The organism is Anaerolinea thermophila UNI-1, from assembly GCF_000199675.1.
In the GTDB taxonomy this organism is placed as follows: Bacteria; Chloroflexota; Anaerolineae; order Anaerolineales; family Anaerolineaceae; genus Anaerolinea; species Anaerolinea thermophila.
In genome coordinates this window covers 2,488,683-2,503,632 of the sequence record NC_014960.1, presented here as the reverse complement: position 1 = coordinate 2,503,632, position 14,950 = coordinate 2,488,683, and the positions used below count along the sequence as shown (strand labels likewise).

Here is a 14,950-nt window from a genome sequence, read left to right as displayed (position 1 = left end):
CATGTTTTCATCCCTGCGTTCCCGTTTATGGTTGAGTTATGCTCTGCTCATTGGTGTATCCATTGGTGTGGTGGCGGTGACCTTGCTGGTGGCGTTTTTGCGCAACCCACTGGTGTATCGCTCAGGTTTACCTCGCTTAAGAGAAGCAATCAATACTGCCACGCCGCAGTTGGAGAAGGCAATTCCGCAGGGAATGAAGGCTGTTGAAGAAGAACTTCAAATGGCAAGCCGGCGTACAGGCTTGCGATATTTTCTTATTTCACCATCTGGAAAATTGTTTTATGATTCGGGAAAAGGCCAGGAAGGTGGCATTGCCCTTCTGGCTTTGCGAAGGATCATCCTGAATGAGAACGAGGTCCCTTCAGGGTTATATCGTGATCAGAATGGAAAACGCTGGCTGTACCTTTCCCAGCGCTTACCAGAAGGAATGATTCTGGTTGTTGCCATGCCAACCCGGGACCTTCCGCTCAATACCCTGATACGCAACGAAATGGTGATGCCGGTAGTGCTGGCAGGGCTTTGCGGGTTGGGCCTTTCGGTGGTTCTGGCATTAGCCATGGGTGCCTGGATTGCCCGACCATTGCAAAAGATGCAGAAAGAAGCCGCTCAACTGGCAGAAGGGAAAGCCGTTGGGGTATCTGAAGAAGGACCTCAGGAAGTGCGCGAACTGGCGCATTCCTTAAATGAAATGATGCGCAAAGTCCAGGCGGGTCAGCGGGCTCAGCGGGATTTCATTGCCAACGTATCCCATGATTTGAAGACCCCGCTTACCGCAATTCAGGGGTTTGCCCAAGCCATTCTGGATGGTACCGCCCAAAGCCCCGAAACCCTCAGGAATGCAGCCACTGTGATTTACAACGAAGCCTCAAGAATGTACCGTTTGGTGCTGGACTTATTGACCCTGGCGCGTTTTGACGCTGGCACTGCCGATCTGGTATTTGAAAAGGTAGATCCCCAGGATTTGTTAAGGGAAACAGTGCGCCGGTTTTCCCCGCTGGCACAGAAAGCAGGGGTGATATTACGCCTGGAAGATGCTTCCTTGCCTGTGTTGTTCGCTGATGGCGAGCGTTTGATGCAGGCTCTTGCTAACTTGATGGATAATGCCTTGAAATATACACCTGCAGGTGGAACGATTGTGTTGCGCGGGAAAGTAGAGGAAGGTCATTTGCTTCTGGAAGTTCAGGACACCGGCAAGGGGATTTCCCCCGAAGAGCAAACGCGGATTTTCGAGCGCTTTTATCGCGGCAATCCTTCCCGCAGTCAGGATGGCGAACAGAGTTCTGGCTTGGGGCTTCCTATCGTGCGGGAAATTCTTCGCGCGCATGGGGGAGAGGTGCGTTTGTACAGTGAAGTAGGGAAGGGGAGTTGTTTTACTCTGGTTTTACCTCTGCAGGGGAGCGAGGTGCACCGAGAACATCAGGGAGGGAAGCGGGAGTGAAAATTTCTGTCATTGTGCCCTGCTACAACGAGGAACGAACCATTGCCCATCTTTTGGAGGCTTTGCGCCAGCAAACAGTTGGAACAAAGGCTTTTGAAGTCATCATTGCCGATGGCATGTCCACCGATGCCACCCGTCAGGTTATCCAGAACTATCTTCAAGAACACGCTGAACTGACCGTGCGAGTGGTGGATAATCCCAAACGGCACATTCCTTCAGGGTTGAACCGTGCCCTTGAAGTGTCTACCGGAGAGATCATTGTCCGTCTGGATGCTCATTGTATCCCCGCGCCAGATTACCTTGAACGCTGTGTAGAAGCCCTGCAGGCAGGCAAAGGGGAAAATGTGGGGGGCGTTTGGCAAATCCAGCCCAGTGGAGAAGGCTGGATTGCCCGTGCCATTGCCGCGGCAGCAGGCCATCCCTTGGGAGTTGGGGATGCGTTATATCGTTTTACGTCCCAACCGGCTTTGGTGGATACGGTTCCCTTTGGTGCCTTTCGCCGGGAAACACTTGCACGCGTTGGATTTTATGACGAAACGCTTCTCACCAATGAAGATTACGAGTTGAATGCCCGTATTCGGAAACAGGGAGGCAAAATTTATCTTGACCCTGCGATTCGCTCCATTTATTTTGCCCGTAATACATTATCTGCGCTGGCAAAACAGTATTTTCGTTACGGATACTGGAAGTGGCGCATGTTGCGCCGCTATCCGGAAACCCTGCGCTGGCGTCAGGCATTACCCCCATTATTTGTGCTTAGTCTTCTGGTCCTTTTGATTTCCGGTGTTTTCTTTCGTCCGCTATGGCTTTTTTTGGTGGCGGAAATCGGGGTATACTTGCTTGCGCTCTGGTTGGGCGCTCTGCCGGTTGCATGGCGTAAAAAAGATGTGTGGCTTGGAATTGGCATCCCCCTGGCGATTATGGTCATGCATGTATCCTGGGGGAGTGGATTTCTCTGGAGCATGATGAGGAAATGATGGAAAGAGAATACTCGCGCTGGCGGCTTCGTCCTGAGGAACGACGAACTATTCTTGTGATTGGAGATTTCATTGTAGCCCTGCTGGCTCTGGTAATTGCGCTGGTTGCCTGGGGACAGCGGGACTGGCTGGACTTCTCCCAACTTCTCATGCAGCGTATCCCGCGATGGTTTTTCCTGCTTCCGTTAGGTTGGCTGCTCTTAAATATTGAGATGTACGACATTCGCCGCGCCGGACGGAAGGATGAAACGGTCAAAGGGATTTTGATCGCCGCCGGTGTGGGGTTGATGCTTTACCTTTTTGTCTTTTTCTTTTCCACTCCGGGGGATATGCCCCGCGTGGGTGTGGCGGTGTATATTGCCGCGGTGACTCTTCTAACCCTCGGATGGCGTTTCTTATACATCCGTGTTTTCACGGCTCCTGAATTTTTGCGCCGGGTTCTTATTGTGGGCGCCGGGGTGGCCGGTACTACTTTAGCGAATGTGGTGAACAGCATTCGTCCTCAACCTTTTCAGATCATTGGCTTTATTGATGACGATCCGGAGAAGGTAGGTACAGAGATTGCTGGCTTGCCTGTCATTGGAGATTCTTCTCGGCTTCTGGAATTGATCGAGAAATACCAGATTACGGATCTTATCTTTGCCATTTCCGGAGATTTACGTCCCGAGACATTCCGTGTTCTGGTGGACGCGCAGGAACGAGGTGTGCAAATTACCACCATGATCTCAGCCTATGAACGTTTGTTGGGGCGTGTTCCCATCTTTCTCCTGCCAACCGAGTGGATTTTGCGCAGTTTTGTGGACTATGCCCATACCGATTCTTTCTATGAGATGAGCAAGCGTATTCTGGACATTTTGGGTGGCCTGGTGGGCACGCTCATCACCCTTGTTCTTTACCCCTTCATTGCCCTGGCAATCTGGCTGGATAGCGGCTCTCCGGTGGTATTTACCCAGACTCGCGTAGGAAAAAACGGGAAGGAATATACCATTTACAAATTCCGTACCATGCGTCAGGATGCCGAGAAAGATGGAAAAGCCCGGGTAACGGTGGAGAACGATGAACGCATCACCCGCGTGGGCAAAATTTTACGCAAGAGCCACCTGGATGAACTTCCGCAATTCATCAATGTCCTGCGGGGTGAGATGAGCCTGGTGGGTCCCCGCGCAGAGCGACTGGAATTGGTACAGTCTCTTCAGAAGAAAGTGCCTTTTTATCGGGCGCGTTTGCTGGTCAAGCCCGGCATTACTGGCTGGGCGCAGGTCAATTTTGGCTATGCCGCTACGGTAGAAGATACGGCTATAAAACTGGAGTATGATTTGTATTACATCATGCATCGTAACCTTCTGCTCGACTTACTCATTCTTCTTCGCACAGTAGGCACGGTGGTTGGATTCAAGGGACAGTAAGATGCGCTCCAAACCTGTACCCAGTGTAAGAAACCGTTACCTCTTGATAGGCGATCTACTATTGATCGTGCTTTCTGTTTTGGGAAGTTACGCGCTTCGCTTTGAACTGGGAAATTTCTTTTTCTTTTACCTTCCCTCGGCTTACTGGATGGCGGGAGCGGCGTTAATCATCAAACCTCTGGTGTATTACTTCTTTGGTTTATACCGCCGCATGTGGATTTATGCCAGCATCCGCGAAGCCCTGATGGTGGTGGCTGCCTCAGTAACCGCTTCGGCGTTGCTTGCGGCTACCATGATTGCTCTGACTTCCTTCCGCCTTTTTGTGGGCTTCCCCCGTTCGGTGCTGATTATTGATTTCTTCCTTTCCGTGTTTGCAGCAGGTGGATTGCGTTTTACCCTGCGTTTATTAGCAGAAAGTCGCATTAACCAGGCAATTCAGGAAGGCGCGGGACTTCGTCAACCTCAGAAGGTGTTAATTGTTGGCGCTGGGGATGCCGGCGCGCTGGTGGTGCGGGAATTGCAGAAAAATCCTCAACTGAATTTGATCCCGATAGGCTTCCTGGATGACAATCCAGCCAAACAACGACAGCAAATTTATGGTGTGCCGGTTGTTGGCACTTTGAGCGATCTGGAAAAGGTCATCGATCAAACCCGGGCTCAACAGGTTATCATTGCTATTCCTTCGGCGGCAGGGCGGGTGGTGCGTCTGGTAGCGGATGCCTGCCGCGCCAAAGGGGTGCCTTTCCGCACCATGCCCGGAATTTATGAATTGCTGGGAGGAACGGTAAGTGTCAGCCGTCTCCGCGAAGTAGACATTACCGACCTCTTGCGGCGTAACCCTGTGCAGATAGACGAATCCCTTGTCGGCGCAACCCTTTCGGGGAAAGTGGTACTGATTACCGGCGCTGGTGGTTCCATTGGTCGGGAACTGTGTCGGCAGGTTGCCCGTTGGGGACCCAGCGAGTTAATTCTGCTTGGTCATGGCGAAAACAGCATCTTTGAAGCCCTCATGGAACTGCGGGAGAATTTTCCGTCCCTGCTCTTTCGCCCTGTGATTGCCGATGTGCGCGATTATGGGCGTATTCGGAATGTTTTCCTGCGTCATCGTCCCGAGATTGTCTTTCACGCCGCTGCGCATAAGCATGTGCCTTTGATGGAATTAAATGTGGAAGAAGCCGTGACCAATAATGTGCTGGGTACCATGAATGTAGTCAGCGCTGCCCTGGAAAGCGGCGTGGAGCGCTTGGTGATGGTTTCTACAGATAAGGCGATTCGCCCTGCCAATATCATGGGTGCCACCAAGCGCTTGGCTGAGATGATTGTGCTGGATGCGGCGCGTCGTTCCGGGAGGTCGTATTCCGTCGTGCGTTTTGGCAACGTACTGGGAAGTCGTGGGAGTGTGGTGCCTCTGTTCAAGCGCCAAATCGCCCGTGGAGGTCCGGTCACGGTCACCCATCCAGAGATGCGACGGTATTTCATGACCATTCCGGAAGCGGTGCATCTGGTCCTGCAAGCCTCGGCAATGGGAGAAGGTGGCGAGACGTTTGTCCTCAATATGGGAGAACAGATTCGAATTCTCGATCTGGCAGAGGACTTAATTCGCCTCTCAGGATTGGAACCGGGAAAGGATATCGAAATTGTCTTTACCGGTATCCGCCCGGGCGAGAAATTGAGCGAAGACTTGTGGGATGAAGGGGTTCCCATTGAAAGGACAGAACATCCCGAAATTTTCCGGGTCAACAGCGAGACCCCTGAATTGAGCGGGGAGGAATTACGCAGCCTGGTGGAACAGGTCTTAAGACTTGCTCAGGAAGGGGATACGCATACCCTGATTAATCTCCTGGACGAAACTATCCCCGGTGCGGCTATTCGCAGCACCCCGCCAACGGAGTTCACCTCAATTTACTGATGGCTATTGTCAACGTTTCAGAGTGGGAGAAATTTCTACAGGCTCATCCTCAGGCGCACATTTTGCAAACCGGTGCATGGGGGGCGCTGAAGTTGGCATTTGGGTGGCAGCCAGTGTATTTCATTTCCGGAGACGCTGGCGCCCAGGTGCTGTTCCGTCGCTTACCGGCTGGATTGAGCATTGCGTATGTTCCCCGTGGACCTGTAGGCAAGGATTGGCTTCCCTTGTGGCGGGAAATCCTTCCTTACTGCCGAAAGCATGGAGCGGTTGTTCTCAAAGTTGAACCCGATGCCTGGGAAGAAGAGGAAGATCATCTCACCCTGCAAATGCCGGGCTTTATTCCGGAGGGCATACCGGTGCAACCGCGTAGAACATTGGTGGTCAGCCTGGAAGGTAGCGAAGAAGACTGGCTGGCGCGCATGAAGCAAAAGACTCGCTACAATATCCGCCTGGCAGAGCGCAAAGGGGTCATTGTCCAACCCTCTCAAGACATTGAGGGGTTTCACCGCATGATGACGCTGACCGGTGCGCGGGATGGCTTTGGGGTGCATTCCCGCGAGTATTATCAGCGTGCTTACGACTTATTTCATCCTCTGGGAATGGCAGAATTGCTGGTAGCGTTGTATGATGGAAAACCCCTGGCGGGTTTAATGGTTTTTGCCCGCGGGGAGCGGGCGTGGTATTTTTATGGTGCTTCCACCGACGAAGAGCGTAACCGCATGCCCACCTATCTTTTGCAATGGGAAGCCATGCGCTGGGCTGCATCCCGTGGATGTCGCTGGTACGATTTGTGGGGTGTGCCGGATGAATCGGAAGAGGTGCTGGAAGCCCAGTTTGAGTCCCGCCACGATGGGCTGTGGGGTGTCTATCGCTTCAAGCGTGGCTTTGGGGGGGTGTTGCGGCGCTCCGCCGCAACCCGCGAATATCCACTCTGGAAACCTCTGTTTCCTCTGTATCGCTGGTTGGAAGGGCGGGAGCGTCGAGCATGAATTCCATCGAAAACTGGAATGAGACTATTGCGCATCTGCCGGGCGCATCGATTTTGCAAACGCAGGAATGGGCGCAGATTAAGTCAGCGTATGGCTGGGAACCCATCCCTCGGGTTTGGAAATCGCCTCAGGGAGAACTTCTTGCCGCGGCAATGATACTTCGCAGAAGGTTCCAACTGCGCGGAATTGCTTTACCGGTAAGCCTTTTGTACGTGCCTCGCGGTCCCTTGTTGAACTGGTCGGATAAAGCATTGGCGGTTCGGGTTATTGCCGATCTGGAGGGGTTGGCAAAAACCCAAAAGGCGCTGTTTATCAAGATTGACCCTGAGGTGGTTTTAGGATGGGGAGTTCCTGGCAGAGAAGAGGCGCGGGAAAATCCCGATGGGCAGTGGGTACAATCCCAATTAAACCTTCGGGGATGGCAGTATGCCGTGGAACAAATCCAGTTCCGCAACACTGCGATCTTGGATCTCTCAGGGGATGAAGAAGGCTGGCTAACCAGGATGAAGCCCAAAACCCGTTACAATCTTCGACTTGCCGAGCGCAAAGGAGTAAAGATACGGCAGGCTTCCGAACACGATTTAGGACTGCTGTATCGCATGTATGCTGAAACTTCTGTACGGGATGGTTTTATTATTCGTCCGGAATCTTACTACCGGCAGGTATGGTCAACGTTCATGCAAAAAGGCATGGCTTACCCGCTGATTGCGGAGGTAGAAGGGGAAGCGGTAGCCGGGTTGGTTTTGTTTGTCTTTGCTGGACGAGCCTGGTACCTGTATGGCATGTCGCGGGATGTCCATCGCGAAAAAATGCCCAATTACCTGCTTCAATGGGAAGCCATGCGTCTGGCACGCCAACTGGGTGCCAGGGAGTACGATTTGTGGGGGGCGCCTGAAGTGTTTGATGAGTCTGACTCCATGTGGGGGGTCTTTCGATTCAAGGAAGGACTGGGAGCGCAGGTGGTGCGCACTCTGGGAGCCTGGGATTATCCGGTCGCTCCGCTGGGATATCGCCTGTTTACCCGGGTCATTCCGCGTTTGCTGGATGTGATGCGCTGGCGTGCACGGCGAAAATTACGCCGGGAGGTTTCTGTATGATTCCCCGATTGAAACTGGCTGCTTTGCCTACCCCCATCGAGTTCCTGCCTCGATTGGGTGCTTATCTGGGTGGGTTGCGTATTCTGATTAAACGAGATGACCTGACCGGTGTTGCCTTTGGAGGCAACAAAACCCGCAAATTGGAACTGGTGCTGGCAGAAGCCCAAAGTGTAGGGGCACATACGTTAATTACGGTGGGGGCTGTACAATCCAATCATTGTCGCCAGGTAGCGGCGCTTGCCGCGCGGATGGGATTGAAGTGTAAACTGGTCCTTTATGGAGAGATCCCGTCGCGGGCTTCAGGTAACCTGTTTTTAGACCGCCTGTTTGGTGCAGAAATTTTCTGGACGAGCAAGGACGCCCGCAATGAAACTTTGAACGAGGTGTTTGGCGAGTCCTGGGCACGGGGAGAGCGCCCATACCTCATCCCGTTAGGCGCATCCAACCCTTTAGGGGCTGCGGCATATGCACTGGCATTTGATGAAATGCTGCAGCAAATCCAGTCTGAGCGCGTTGATTGGATTGTTGTGGCTTCTTCGTCTGGAGGTACGCAGGCGGGTCTGGTCTTGGGTGCGCATCGACGCCACTTTCATGGACGCATTTTGGGCATCAGCATCGATGAACCCGAGCGAGAGTTGAAGGAGGTGGTTGCGTTTCTGGCACGTGAAGCCTCCGATCGTTTGGGAAAAGCCATGACTATTCATCCAGAGGATGTGTTTGTCAATGCCGATTATTTGGGGGGTGGTTATGGGGTGATGGGTGAGGCGGAACGAGAAGCCATTACCCTGTTTGCACAACTGGAAGGGGTGTTGCTCGATCCGGTCTACACGGGAAGGGCGGCGGCTGGATTGATTGATCTGGCACGCAAAGGCTTCTTTCACCGCGGTGAAACCATTTTGTTCTGGCATACCGGAGGAACCCCGGCACTTTTTGCCGATAAATATCAAAATCAATTGCTCAGCGAATGACCGGGCGCCAGACAGGGGAATAGTCAAACGAAGGATCCGTCGTCAAGCGAATGTTTGTCGCACCGTTCATGGTCATCAGATAAATATCATGGTTGGTGCCGTCTGGCCAGCCTTCATAAGCCACCCAGAAGCCATCTGGCGAGAGGGTAAAACTGCCTACAGGACCAATGTCCACTGTGCCACTGGCGGGGATGCGGAATTCCCGCGGACTCTGGCGGTCTTCATAACGCATCCCGACGAGTCGTGGAACTTTGGAGCCACCCACAATTTGGTTGTAAAGAATTGCCTGACCATCCCAGGACCAGGTGGGGAAGAAATTGGTGACATCTCCCGGTGGGCTAAAGCGTACCTGATTTTCCCCATCCTCGCTCATAATCCAGATTTGGCTATTCGAGATACGCCGGACAAAGGCGATTTGCCGGCTGATGGGTGACCAGGACGGTTGGAGGTCAGAATAACGCGACTCGGAGATTTCCCGAGCCACCAGGGTCTGCAAATCCATAACGAAAATGCTGGGACGCCCGGTGCGGAGCGAGGTAAACGCCAGTTTCTTGCCATCCGGCGACCATGCTGGGTCAAAATCCCCCTCCGGGCTGGAGGGAAGCGGAATGGGTTCTGAACCATCCATCGCCAGCAGGTAAATGGCACTTCCTTCGTAGATTTCCCGTTTACCCGGACATGGTGAAATAAACGCCAGTTTACTGCCATCGGGCGACCACGCAGGTTGGCAAGCACCGTTGCGCATGTTGGTCAGTTGCCTCAGGTTTTTCCCATCCGCACTCATCATCCAGATTTGCATTTGTCCGGTACGTTCAGAAACAAAAGCAATTTCTGAGGCGCCACCTCCCAGGGGAGTGGCAGTAGGGGTGAAAACCGGTGTAGGGGTTTCTGTGGAGGTTGGCGGAATGACCGGACGGGCGTTTTCTGTGGCAGTAGGGGCGGTTGATTGATTCCCTTCGACAGACGGGGTTTGTTCCACAGGAGGGATGGGAGTGTCTTCCTGATTAACCTCTAAGGAAGGTGTTGCAGAGGCAGATTCAGTGGCAACAAAGGGGGTAGAGGGGTAAAAACCGGCAAAAAGGCTTTGGGAAAGGTCAGGACGAAGGGTGAACAACAGGTATGAAAGTCCCACCAGCAAGGCAAAAACGGGAATCAGTACACCGGGTTGGAATCGACGGCGTTTCCTGAAATTGCGCTTGGATTTCTGTTTGCCGTTGGTTGAGGGTTGTACATTACCATTTTGAGCCAGTTCCTCTGCCAGTAATTCCGGGGGAGGCGGGGAAATGGTAGGACGCTCTTTGAAGAATGCGCCCACCTCACTGCATTCAATCAGGGCTTGACGGAACTCCTCGACACTCTGAAAACGATCATCGGGATCTACTTCCAGGGCTTTTTCAATGACTTCTGCCAAACGGCGGTTGATTTTGGGGCGCAATTTGCGGATGTCGGTTAACTGTTCCTTTCCTGTTAGACGGTTCAGCCCATCTTCAGGAATGGAGCCGGTAAGTGCGGCGTAGAGGGTTGCCCCAAGAGAATACACATCACTGCGCTCATCGGTGTGAGAGGTGCCGTACTGCTCTGGGGGGGAATAACCTGGTGTCATGGCACGTGCGCCGGTCATGGTCACCTGATTCCCTTCCATGATCTTTGCCAGCCCGAAATCTACCAGTACGGCTTGCCCTTCCGGAGTGACCTTGATATTTCCGGGTTTCAAATCTCGATGGATGATGGGCTGGGGGCGGGTGTGCAGGTAATTCAACGCTTCGCAAACAGAGATCCCAATCAGAATGACCTCGTTTTCCGGTAGAACCCCAGCACGTTCCATGCGCTGGCGCAGGTCTTCTCCCTCAATGTAATCCATGACCAGATACTGCCCCTGCCCGGGGAGGACAAAGTAGTCGGTCACATGAGGCAGTCCAGGATGTCTTAAGCCGGCAAGGATACGGGCTTCACGTTCAAACTGACGGCTGTATTCATCGGTAAGGAACAGGTTTTCCTTTACTGCAACATGAACCCCCAGGTGCTCATCCACCGCTCGATACACAGCCCCCATCCCCCCCTGTCCGAGGATGGACACAATTCGATAGCGGTGATTGAGAAGTGTTCCCGCGGCTAAAGGCATGGCTTGATTTTACCTGACGAATAAATTCACTGCAATGTGTTTATTTTAGCAGTTTTTCAGGTTGGGTGTTGGGTTCGATGATGAGCCTTTTTGCCATCTCCAAACCTGTTAAGTCGGGCGAGAACGACCAGGTGATTACCCCTAGGAAGACTCCAAACCATAAGGTTGCCAGCCGAATCAATACCGTGGCTGTAGAGGCGATGTCTGGAGAGAGGTGAAGCGTCAGGGTCAACAGCCCGGCAATCGAAATTTCTGCCGCGCCTAACCCGCCTGGCAGAGCCGAGACCGCGCCGATGATCGTGGAGAAAGCCAGAATAAAGACAGCGGTGTGGAGGAGATGAGATGTCGGTTCTAACCCCAAGCCTCTGAGGATAAAATAAAAACCAATTCCTTCTCCCAACCAGGAAATCAGTCCTAAACCGACTGCCAGAATCGCTACACCCGGTTGAAACAGAGTAAAACTCCCTTCGTAAAACTCGCGAATATTCTGAGAAAAGCGCCTGAGAAAGCCAACTCTTTCAATTTGATCTAAAACCCATAATGCAGCAGGGCGGATTTGGGAGAGAATCATCACCCCAATCAAGCCTGCCAGAAGGATGGCAAAACCTATCCAGTATTGGGGGAAAGCCAGAATGCCAATAGTAGAAAGAAGAGCCACAGCCAATCCGTCGCTGAGCCGCTCTGCTAATACCACGGAAACGCCCCGTCCTACTGGCACGGAGGTTTTCCGCATCAGCCAGACCCCCTTTAATACCTCACCAACTTTTCCTGGGGTGACGGCAAGTGGAAACCCCGCTACAAAGATGCGCAGGCTTGTCCCTATTTTAAGTCGGTGGACGCCAATTTGCTTCAGGTAAATATGCCACTTCACAAAACGTAAAGCATAATTCAGCAGGGTAAATGCCAGGGCAATCCCAAAGTACTGCACCTTGAATTCCAATATCGTGGAACTGACGTGCTGTAAATCGCCCAGGAATGCCAGTCCCAATAACACTACAAAGCCCAGAAAAACACCTGGTAAGAGCGAGCGAAACAATGAACGATTGGTCACACTCATGGATATCCCTCTAAAGGGATTATACTGAGAATTGTCAAGGATTTCCTTACAGGGTTGTTAACTTAAAGTTTTCAATTCTGTCAGGTAAATCTGTAATACAATCAACATATGTCCCTCGAAAGTTTACAGGAACGTGCTGATCGTCCCGTGCTGGCAATTGGTGCCGCCGGGCTGGATATGGTAGGCGTAATTACTGAGCCGGTCACCGAGCGCCTGGCTAATCCTGCAAGCATTCGATTTTCCTTCGGCGGGGTAGCCCGCAATGTGGCGGAAAACCTGGCGCGTTTAGGGCAAGCAGTGCGGTTGGCTACCGCTGTGGGAGAAGACCCCTTTGGTTCGGATTTACTCGAACACACGGCTTCCTGCGGGGTAGATGTTTCTCCCAGCCTCCATGTCAAGGGGTACGACACGGGGTCTTATCTGGCGGTATATGAGTCCGATGGAACTTTGAAAATGGCGCTGGAGGATATGCAGGTGCTTCAAGCGTTGACGCCTGCGTATATCCGCGAACTGGAACCGTTGTTTGCCGAGTCCAGCGTGATTTTCGTGGATGCGAATCTACCACCGAAGACCCTGAAGGTGGTGGTTCAGCAAGCGCGGCGTTTGAAAGTCCCTGTTTGCGCCGATACGACCTCTGTTGTTCTCGCTGAGCGCTTGTTGCCTTACCTGAAGCATCTCTTCCTGTTATCTACCAACAGTAAAGAGGCTTCTGTGTTGACCAATCATACCCCCGATGTAACCGGTCGAGCCAGTGCCCTGGAAGTCTCCCGGTTTCTTATTAACCAGGGGGTTGAAGTGGTGATCATTGCTTTGGCGGCGTTTGGAGTAGTGTATGCTACCTCTGAAACCAGTGGACATGTCCCCGCGGTGCGTACAAAGGTGGTTGACCCAACCGGTGCAGGGGATGCATTGACAGCCACCACACTATTTGGTTTGCTCAACAATATTCCGCTGGATGATAGTGTCCGTCTTGGAGTGACTGCTGCCTCTCTAGTGTTGAGGCATACCGGGCCGGTGTACCCAGGGATTTCTCTGGAAAGCCTTTACGACCAATTGATTGGATGAAAGTATGGAAAAGATAGTCCTTTCCCCCGCTGTACAAAAGGCATTAGATGCAAAAACTCCTCTGGTAGCCCTGGAAACTGCGGTGGTCACGCATGGTTTGCCCTATCCTGTAAATGTACAACTGGCGCATGCCCTGGAGCAGGAAGTACAGGAACAGGGAGCAACCCCGGCAACTATTGGTGTGCTTCGTGGGGCGGTTTATGTGGGGGTGTCGGCGGAAGCCCTGGAGAGTTTGGCGCAGGAATCTGCGGTGCGCAAGATCAGTGCCAGAGATTTCGGCATTGCCCTGGCACGGGGAGAAAGCGGCGGGACCACCGTTGCCGGTACGCTGGTGGTAGCGCGCCAAGTGGGAATCCGGGTGTTTGCTACTGGTGGTATTGGCGGGGTACATCGTCATGCCCCGTTTGACGTTAGCGCCGATTTATTCGAATTGGGACGTTCTCCACTGGTGGTTGTTTGTGCGGGTGCCAAAGCCATTCTGGACTTACCGGCGACTCGTGAGGTACTGGAAACGCACGGCGTTCCTGTGGTTGGGTATCAGACGGATGAATTCCCCGCCTTTTATTCACGCGAAAGCGGTTTGCCTGTAGATGTCCGTGCGGACAGTCCCGAAGAAGTGGCGAAGATTGCCCAAACACACTGGCAGATGGGGAATTCCAGCGCCGTGCTGGTTGTTGTGCCGCCGCCGGTGGAAGCGGCTTTACCTCGAGAGCAGGTAGAACGCTGGATTGAGCAAGCCGTTCAGGAAGCCAATCAGCGCGGTATTCATGGGGCTGGGGTAACACCATTCTTGCTGGCGCGTATGGCAGAATTGAGCGGCGGTACCAGTTTACAGGCAAATCTTGCTCTCTTGCGTCAGAATGCCCGCGTCGGGGCACAAATTGCTGGCGCGCTTGCCGATTTTCACAGGTGTATCCTCTAACTTTGGAAATCTACCCTTGAGGTGCCCCTTAAGACTATGGTCGAGGGGTGGAAGTTGCCGTGGCTGTGGGCCAGCGCGTATCCGTTGGTCGGCGGGTATTGGTGATGGTGGGAGTGCGCGTCACCGTGGGCGTGTTGGTTGCAGTCCCGGTGAAAGATGGCGTGGGTGATGGACGGGTAGGGCTTGGACCCGGCGTAGCAGTAGGGACGGGCGTGCGGGTTGGCGTACGGCTGGGTTGTGGCGTAGGCGGTTCACCTTCTACGGTAAACCGTCCGGAGCGTTTCCATTCTGTACCGACAAAGATCTGCACTTCGTATTCGCCCGGCAGCCAGCCGCCCAAGGGATCTATACACTCGGAATATCCAAAACCGCCCGTACCACCGTTCCAGGGCAGGGTTTCAAAGCATACCAGTTCGCTACCCCGATACCAGAGAGCACTCCATTGCGACCCCACGGTCATCTGATCATAACTGAAGATGGCATAGATTTGCGGAACCGGGTTCTTGAAAATATCTGCCGGATCAACGGGTTGAAAACTCTTATCCAGTTTGGTGGCAAACACCAGGGGACTGAACACGGCAGAAGGATTGGGGGTGATGGTGGAGAGGAATTGCGTCGCTACCACAGAGGGCATAGCGGGGGTATTGGTAATCGAAGGAGTATTGGTAATGGTAGGCGTCAGGGTAATGGTAGGCGTCAGGGTAATGGTGGGGGTTAGAGTCACTGTAGGGGTCAGTGTCACGGTTGGGGTGGGGGGAAAATACCGGTAAGCCACTGGTTCAGCGAATCGATTGATGATTACTCCCATGGCAAAAAAGATCAGGGAGAAGAATACTAACCGCCATCCCTGGCTGAGGCGTTGACGCCGTTTTTGGAAGTAGGTCAGTCGCCGCCCTGCTTGAATCGTTCGCCATCCTGTCCAGAAGGAAAAGAACGATAAGAACAGGAAGGTGAACGAGGCAACAACCACGCCTGTCTTAATATCCAGGTTCATTGAGAC

12 protein-coding genes are annotated in these 14,950 nt (G+C 53.1%); 9 read left to right on the top strand and 3 right to left on the bottom strand.

Features of this window, described 5'->3' with window-relative positions; genetic code table 11:
* Position 1 precedes the first annotated feature (1 nt).
* Genes ANT_RS16525 through ANT_RS11280 form a run of 7 tightly spaced genes read left to right on the top strand, consistent with a single transcriptional unit; the run spans position 2 to position 8,784 of the window.
* Complete coding sequence (locus tag ANT_RS16525; RefSeq protein ID WP_013560659.1) at positions 2 to 1,438, top strand: sensor histidine kinase; 1,437 nt, start codon at positions 2 to 4, stop codon at positions 1,436 to 1,438.
* Positions 1,435 to 2,415, top strand: a complete 981-nt coding sequence (locus ANT_RS11305; protein ID WP_013560658.1) for a glycosyltransferase family 2 protein — start codon at positions 1,435 to 1,437, stop codon at positions 2,413 to 2,415. The genes ANT_RS16525 and ANT_RS11305 overlap by 4 nt, the downstream gene beginning before the upstream one ends.
* Positions 2,412 to 3,821: a sugar transferase gene (locus tag ANT_RS11300; protein WP_041455003.1), complete on the top strand. Its 1,410-nt coding sequence runs from the start codon at positions 2,412 to 2,414 to the stop codon at positions 3,819 to 3,821. Before ANT_RS11305 ends, ANT_RS11300 begins: the two co-directional genes overlap by 4 nt.
* Before the next feature lies 1 nt (position 3,822).
* Positions 3,823 to 5,730, top strand: coding sequence for a polysaccharide biosynthesis protein (locus ANT_RS11295; RefSeq protein ID WP_013560656.1), 1,908 nt, complete (start codon positions 3,823 to 3,825; stop codon positions 5,728 to 5,730).
* Complete coding sequence (locus ANT_RS11290) at positions 5,730 to 6,719, top strand: lipid II:glycine glycyltransferase FemX (RefSeq protein ID WP_013560655.1); 990 nt, start codon at positions 5,730 to 5,732, stop codon at positions 6,717 to 6,719. The genes ANT_RS11295 and ANT_RS11290 overlap by 1 nt, the downstream gene beginning before the upstream one ends.
* Complete coding sequence (locus ANT_RS11285) at positions 6,716 to 7,816, top strand: lipid II:glycine glycyltransferase FemX (protein WP_013560654.1); 1,101 nt, start codon at positions 6,716 to 6,718, stop codon at positions 7,814 to 7,816. Before ANT_RS11290 ends, ANT_RS11285 begins: the two co-directional genes overlap by 4 nt.
* Positions 7,813 to 8,784: a D-cysteine desulfhydrase family protein gene (locus ANT_RS11280; RefSeq protein ID WP_013560653.1), complete on the top strand. Its 972-nt coding sequence runs from the start codon at positions 7,813 to 7,815 to the stop codon at positions 8,782 to 8,784. The genes ANT_RS11285 and ANT_RS11280 overlap by 4 nt, the downstream gene beginning before the upstream one ends.
* Here the strand turns inward: ANT_RS11280 and ANT_RS16520 are convergent.
* Both ANT_RS16520 and ANT_RS11270 read right to left on the bottom strand, forming a co-directional pair.
* Positions 8,774 to 10,906, bottom strand: a complete 2,133-nt coding sequence (locus ANT_RS16520; RefSeq protein WP_013560652.1) for a protein kinase domain-containing protein — start codon at positions 10,904 to 10,906, stop codon at positions 8,774 to 8,776. The genes ANT_RS11280 and ANT_RS16520 overlap by 11 nt on opposite strands.
* Positions 10,907 to 10,946: 40 nt before the next feature.
* Complete coding sequence (locus ANT_RS11270) at positions 10,947 to 11,963, bottom strand: lysylphosphatidylglycerol synthase transmembrane domain-containing protein (protein WP_013560651.1); 1,017 nt, start codon at positions 11,961 to 11,963, stop codon at positions 10,947 to 10,949.
* 108 nt (positions 11,964 to 12,071) lie between these two features.
* Between ANT_RS11270 and ANT_RS11265 the strand changes: the two genes are divergently transcribed.
* A complete protein-coding gene (locus tag ANT_RS11265) occupies positions 12,072 to 13,028 on the top strand; it encodes a carbohydrate kinase family protein (RefSeq protein WP_013560650.1) in 957 nt (318 codons plus the stop codon).
* Between the two features lie 4 nt (positions 13,029 to 13,032).
* Positions 13,033 to 13,950 carry a pseudouridine-5'-phosphate glycosidase gene (locus ANT_RS11260; protein ID WP_013560649.1) on the top strand — a complete coding sequence of 306 codons (918 nt, stop codon included), beginning with the start codon at positions 13,033 to 13,035 and terminating at the stop codon, positions 13,948 to 13,950.
* Between the two features lie 34 nt (positions 13,951 to 13,984).
* On the opposite strand, the gene ANT_RS17420 is transcribed toward ANT_RS11260, so the two are convergent.
* Positions 13,985 to 14,944 (bottom strand): hypothetical protein, encoded by a 960-nt coding sequence (locus tag ANT_RS17420; RefSeq protein WP_013560648.1) that lies wholly within the window; start codon positions 14,942 to 14,944, stop codon positions 13,985 to 13,987.
* Between the last annotated feature and the right edge of the window lie 6 nt (positions 14,945 to 14,950).

What these genes read in the sequence shown, in the direction of transcription:
- ANT_RS16525 (WP_013560659.1), top strand. Translation starts at nt 2, where the DNA reads ATGTTTTCATCCCTGCGTTCCCGTTTATGGTTGAGTTATGCTCTGCTC.
- ANT_RS11300 (WP_041455003.1), top strand. Translation starts at nt 2,412, where the DNA reads ATGATGGAAAGAGAATACTCGCGCTGGCGGCTTCGTCCTGAGGAACGA.
- ANT_RS11295 (WP_013560656.1), top strand. Translation starts at nt 3,823, where the DNA reads ATGCGCTCCAAACCTGTACCCAGTGTAAGAAACCGTTACCTCTTGATA.
- ANT_RS11290 (WP_013560655.1), top strand. Translation starts at nt 5,730, where the DNA reads ATGGCTATTGTCAACGTTTCAGAGTGGGAGAAATTTCTACAGGCTCAT.
- ANT_RS11285 (WP_013560654.1), top strand. Translation starts at nt 6,716, where the DNA reads ATGAATTCCATCGAAAACTGGAATGAGACTATTGCGCATCTGCCGGGC.
- ANT_RS11280 (WP_013560653.1), top strand. Translation starts at nt 7,813, where the DNA reads ATGATTCCCCGATTGAAACTGGCTGCTTTGCCTACCCCCATCGAGTTC.
- ANT_RS16520 (WP_013560652.1), bottom strand. Translation starts at nt 10,906, where the DNA reads ATGCCTTTAGCCGCGGGAACACTTCTCAATCACCGCTATCGAATTGTG.
- ANT_RS11270 (WP_013560651.1), bottom strand. Translation starts at nt 11,963, where the DNA reads ATGAGTGTGACCAATCGTTCATTGTTTCGCTCGCTCTTACCAGGTGTT.
- ANT_RS11265 (WP_013560650.1), top strand. Translation starts at nt 12,072, where the DNA reads ATGTCCCTCGAAAGTTTACAGGAACGTGCTGATCGTCCCGTGCTGGCA.
- ANT_RS11260 (WP_013560649.1), top strand. Translation starts at nt 13,033, where the DNA reads ATGGAAAAGATAGTCCTTTCCCCCGCTGTACAAAAGGCATTAGATGCA.
- ANT_RS17420 (WP_013560648.1), bottom strand. Translation starts at nt 14,944, where the DNA reads ATGAACCTGGATATTAAGACAGGCGTGGTTGTTGCCTCGTTCACCTTC.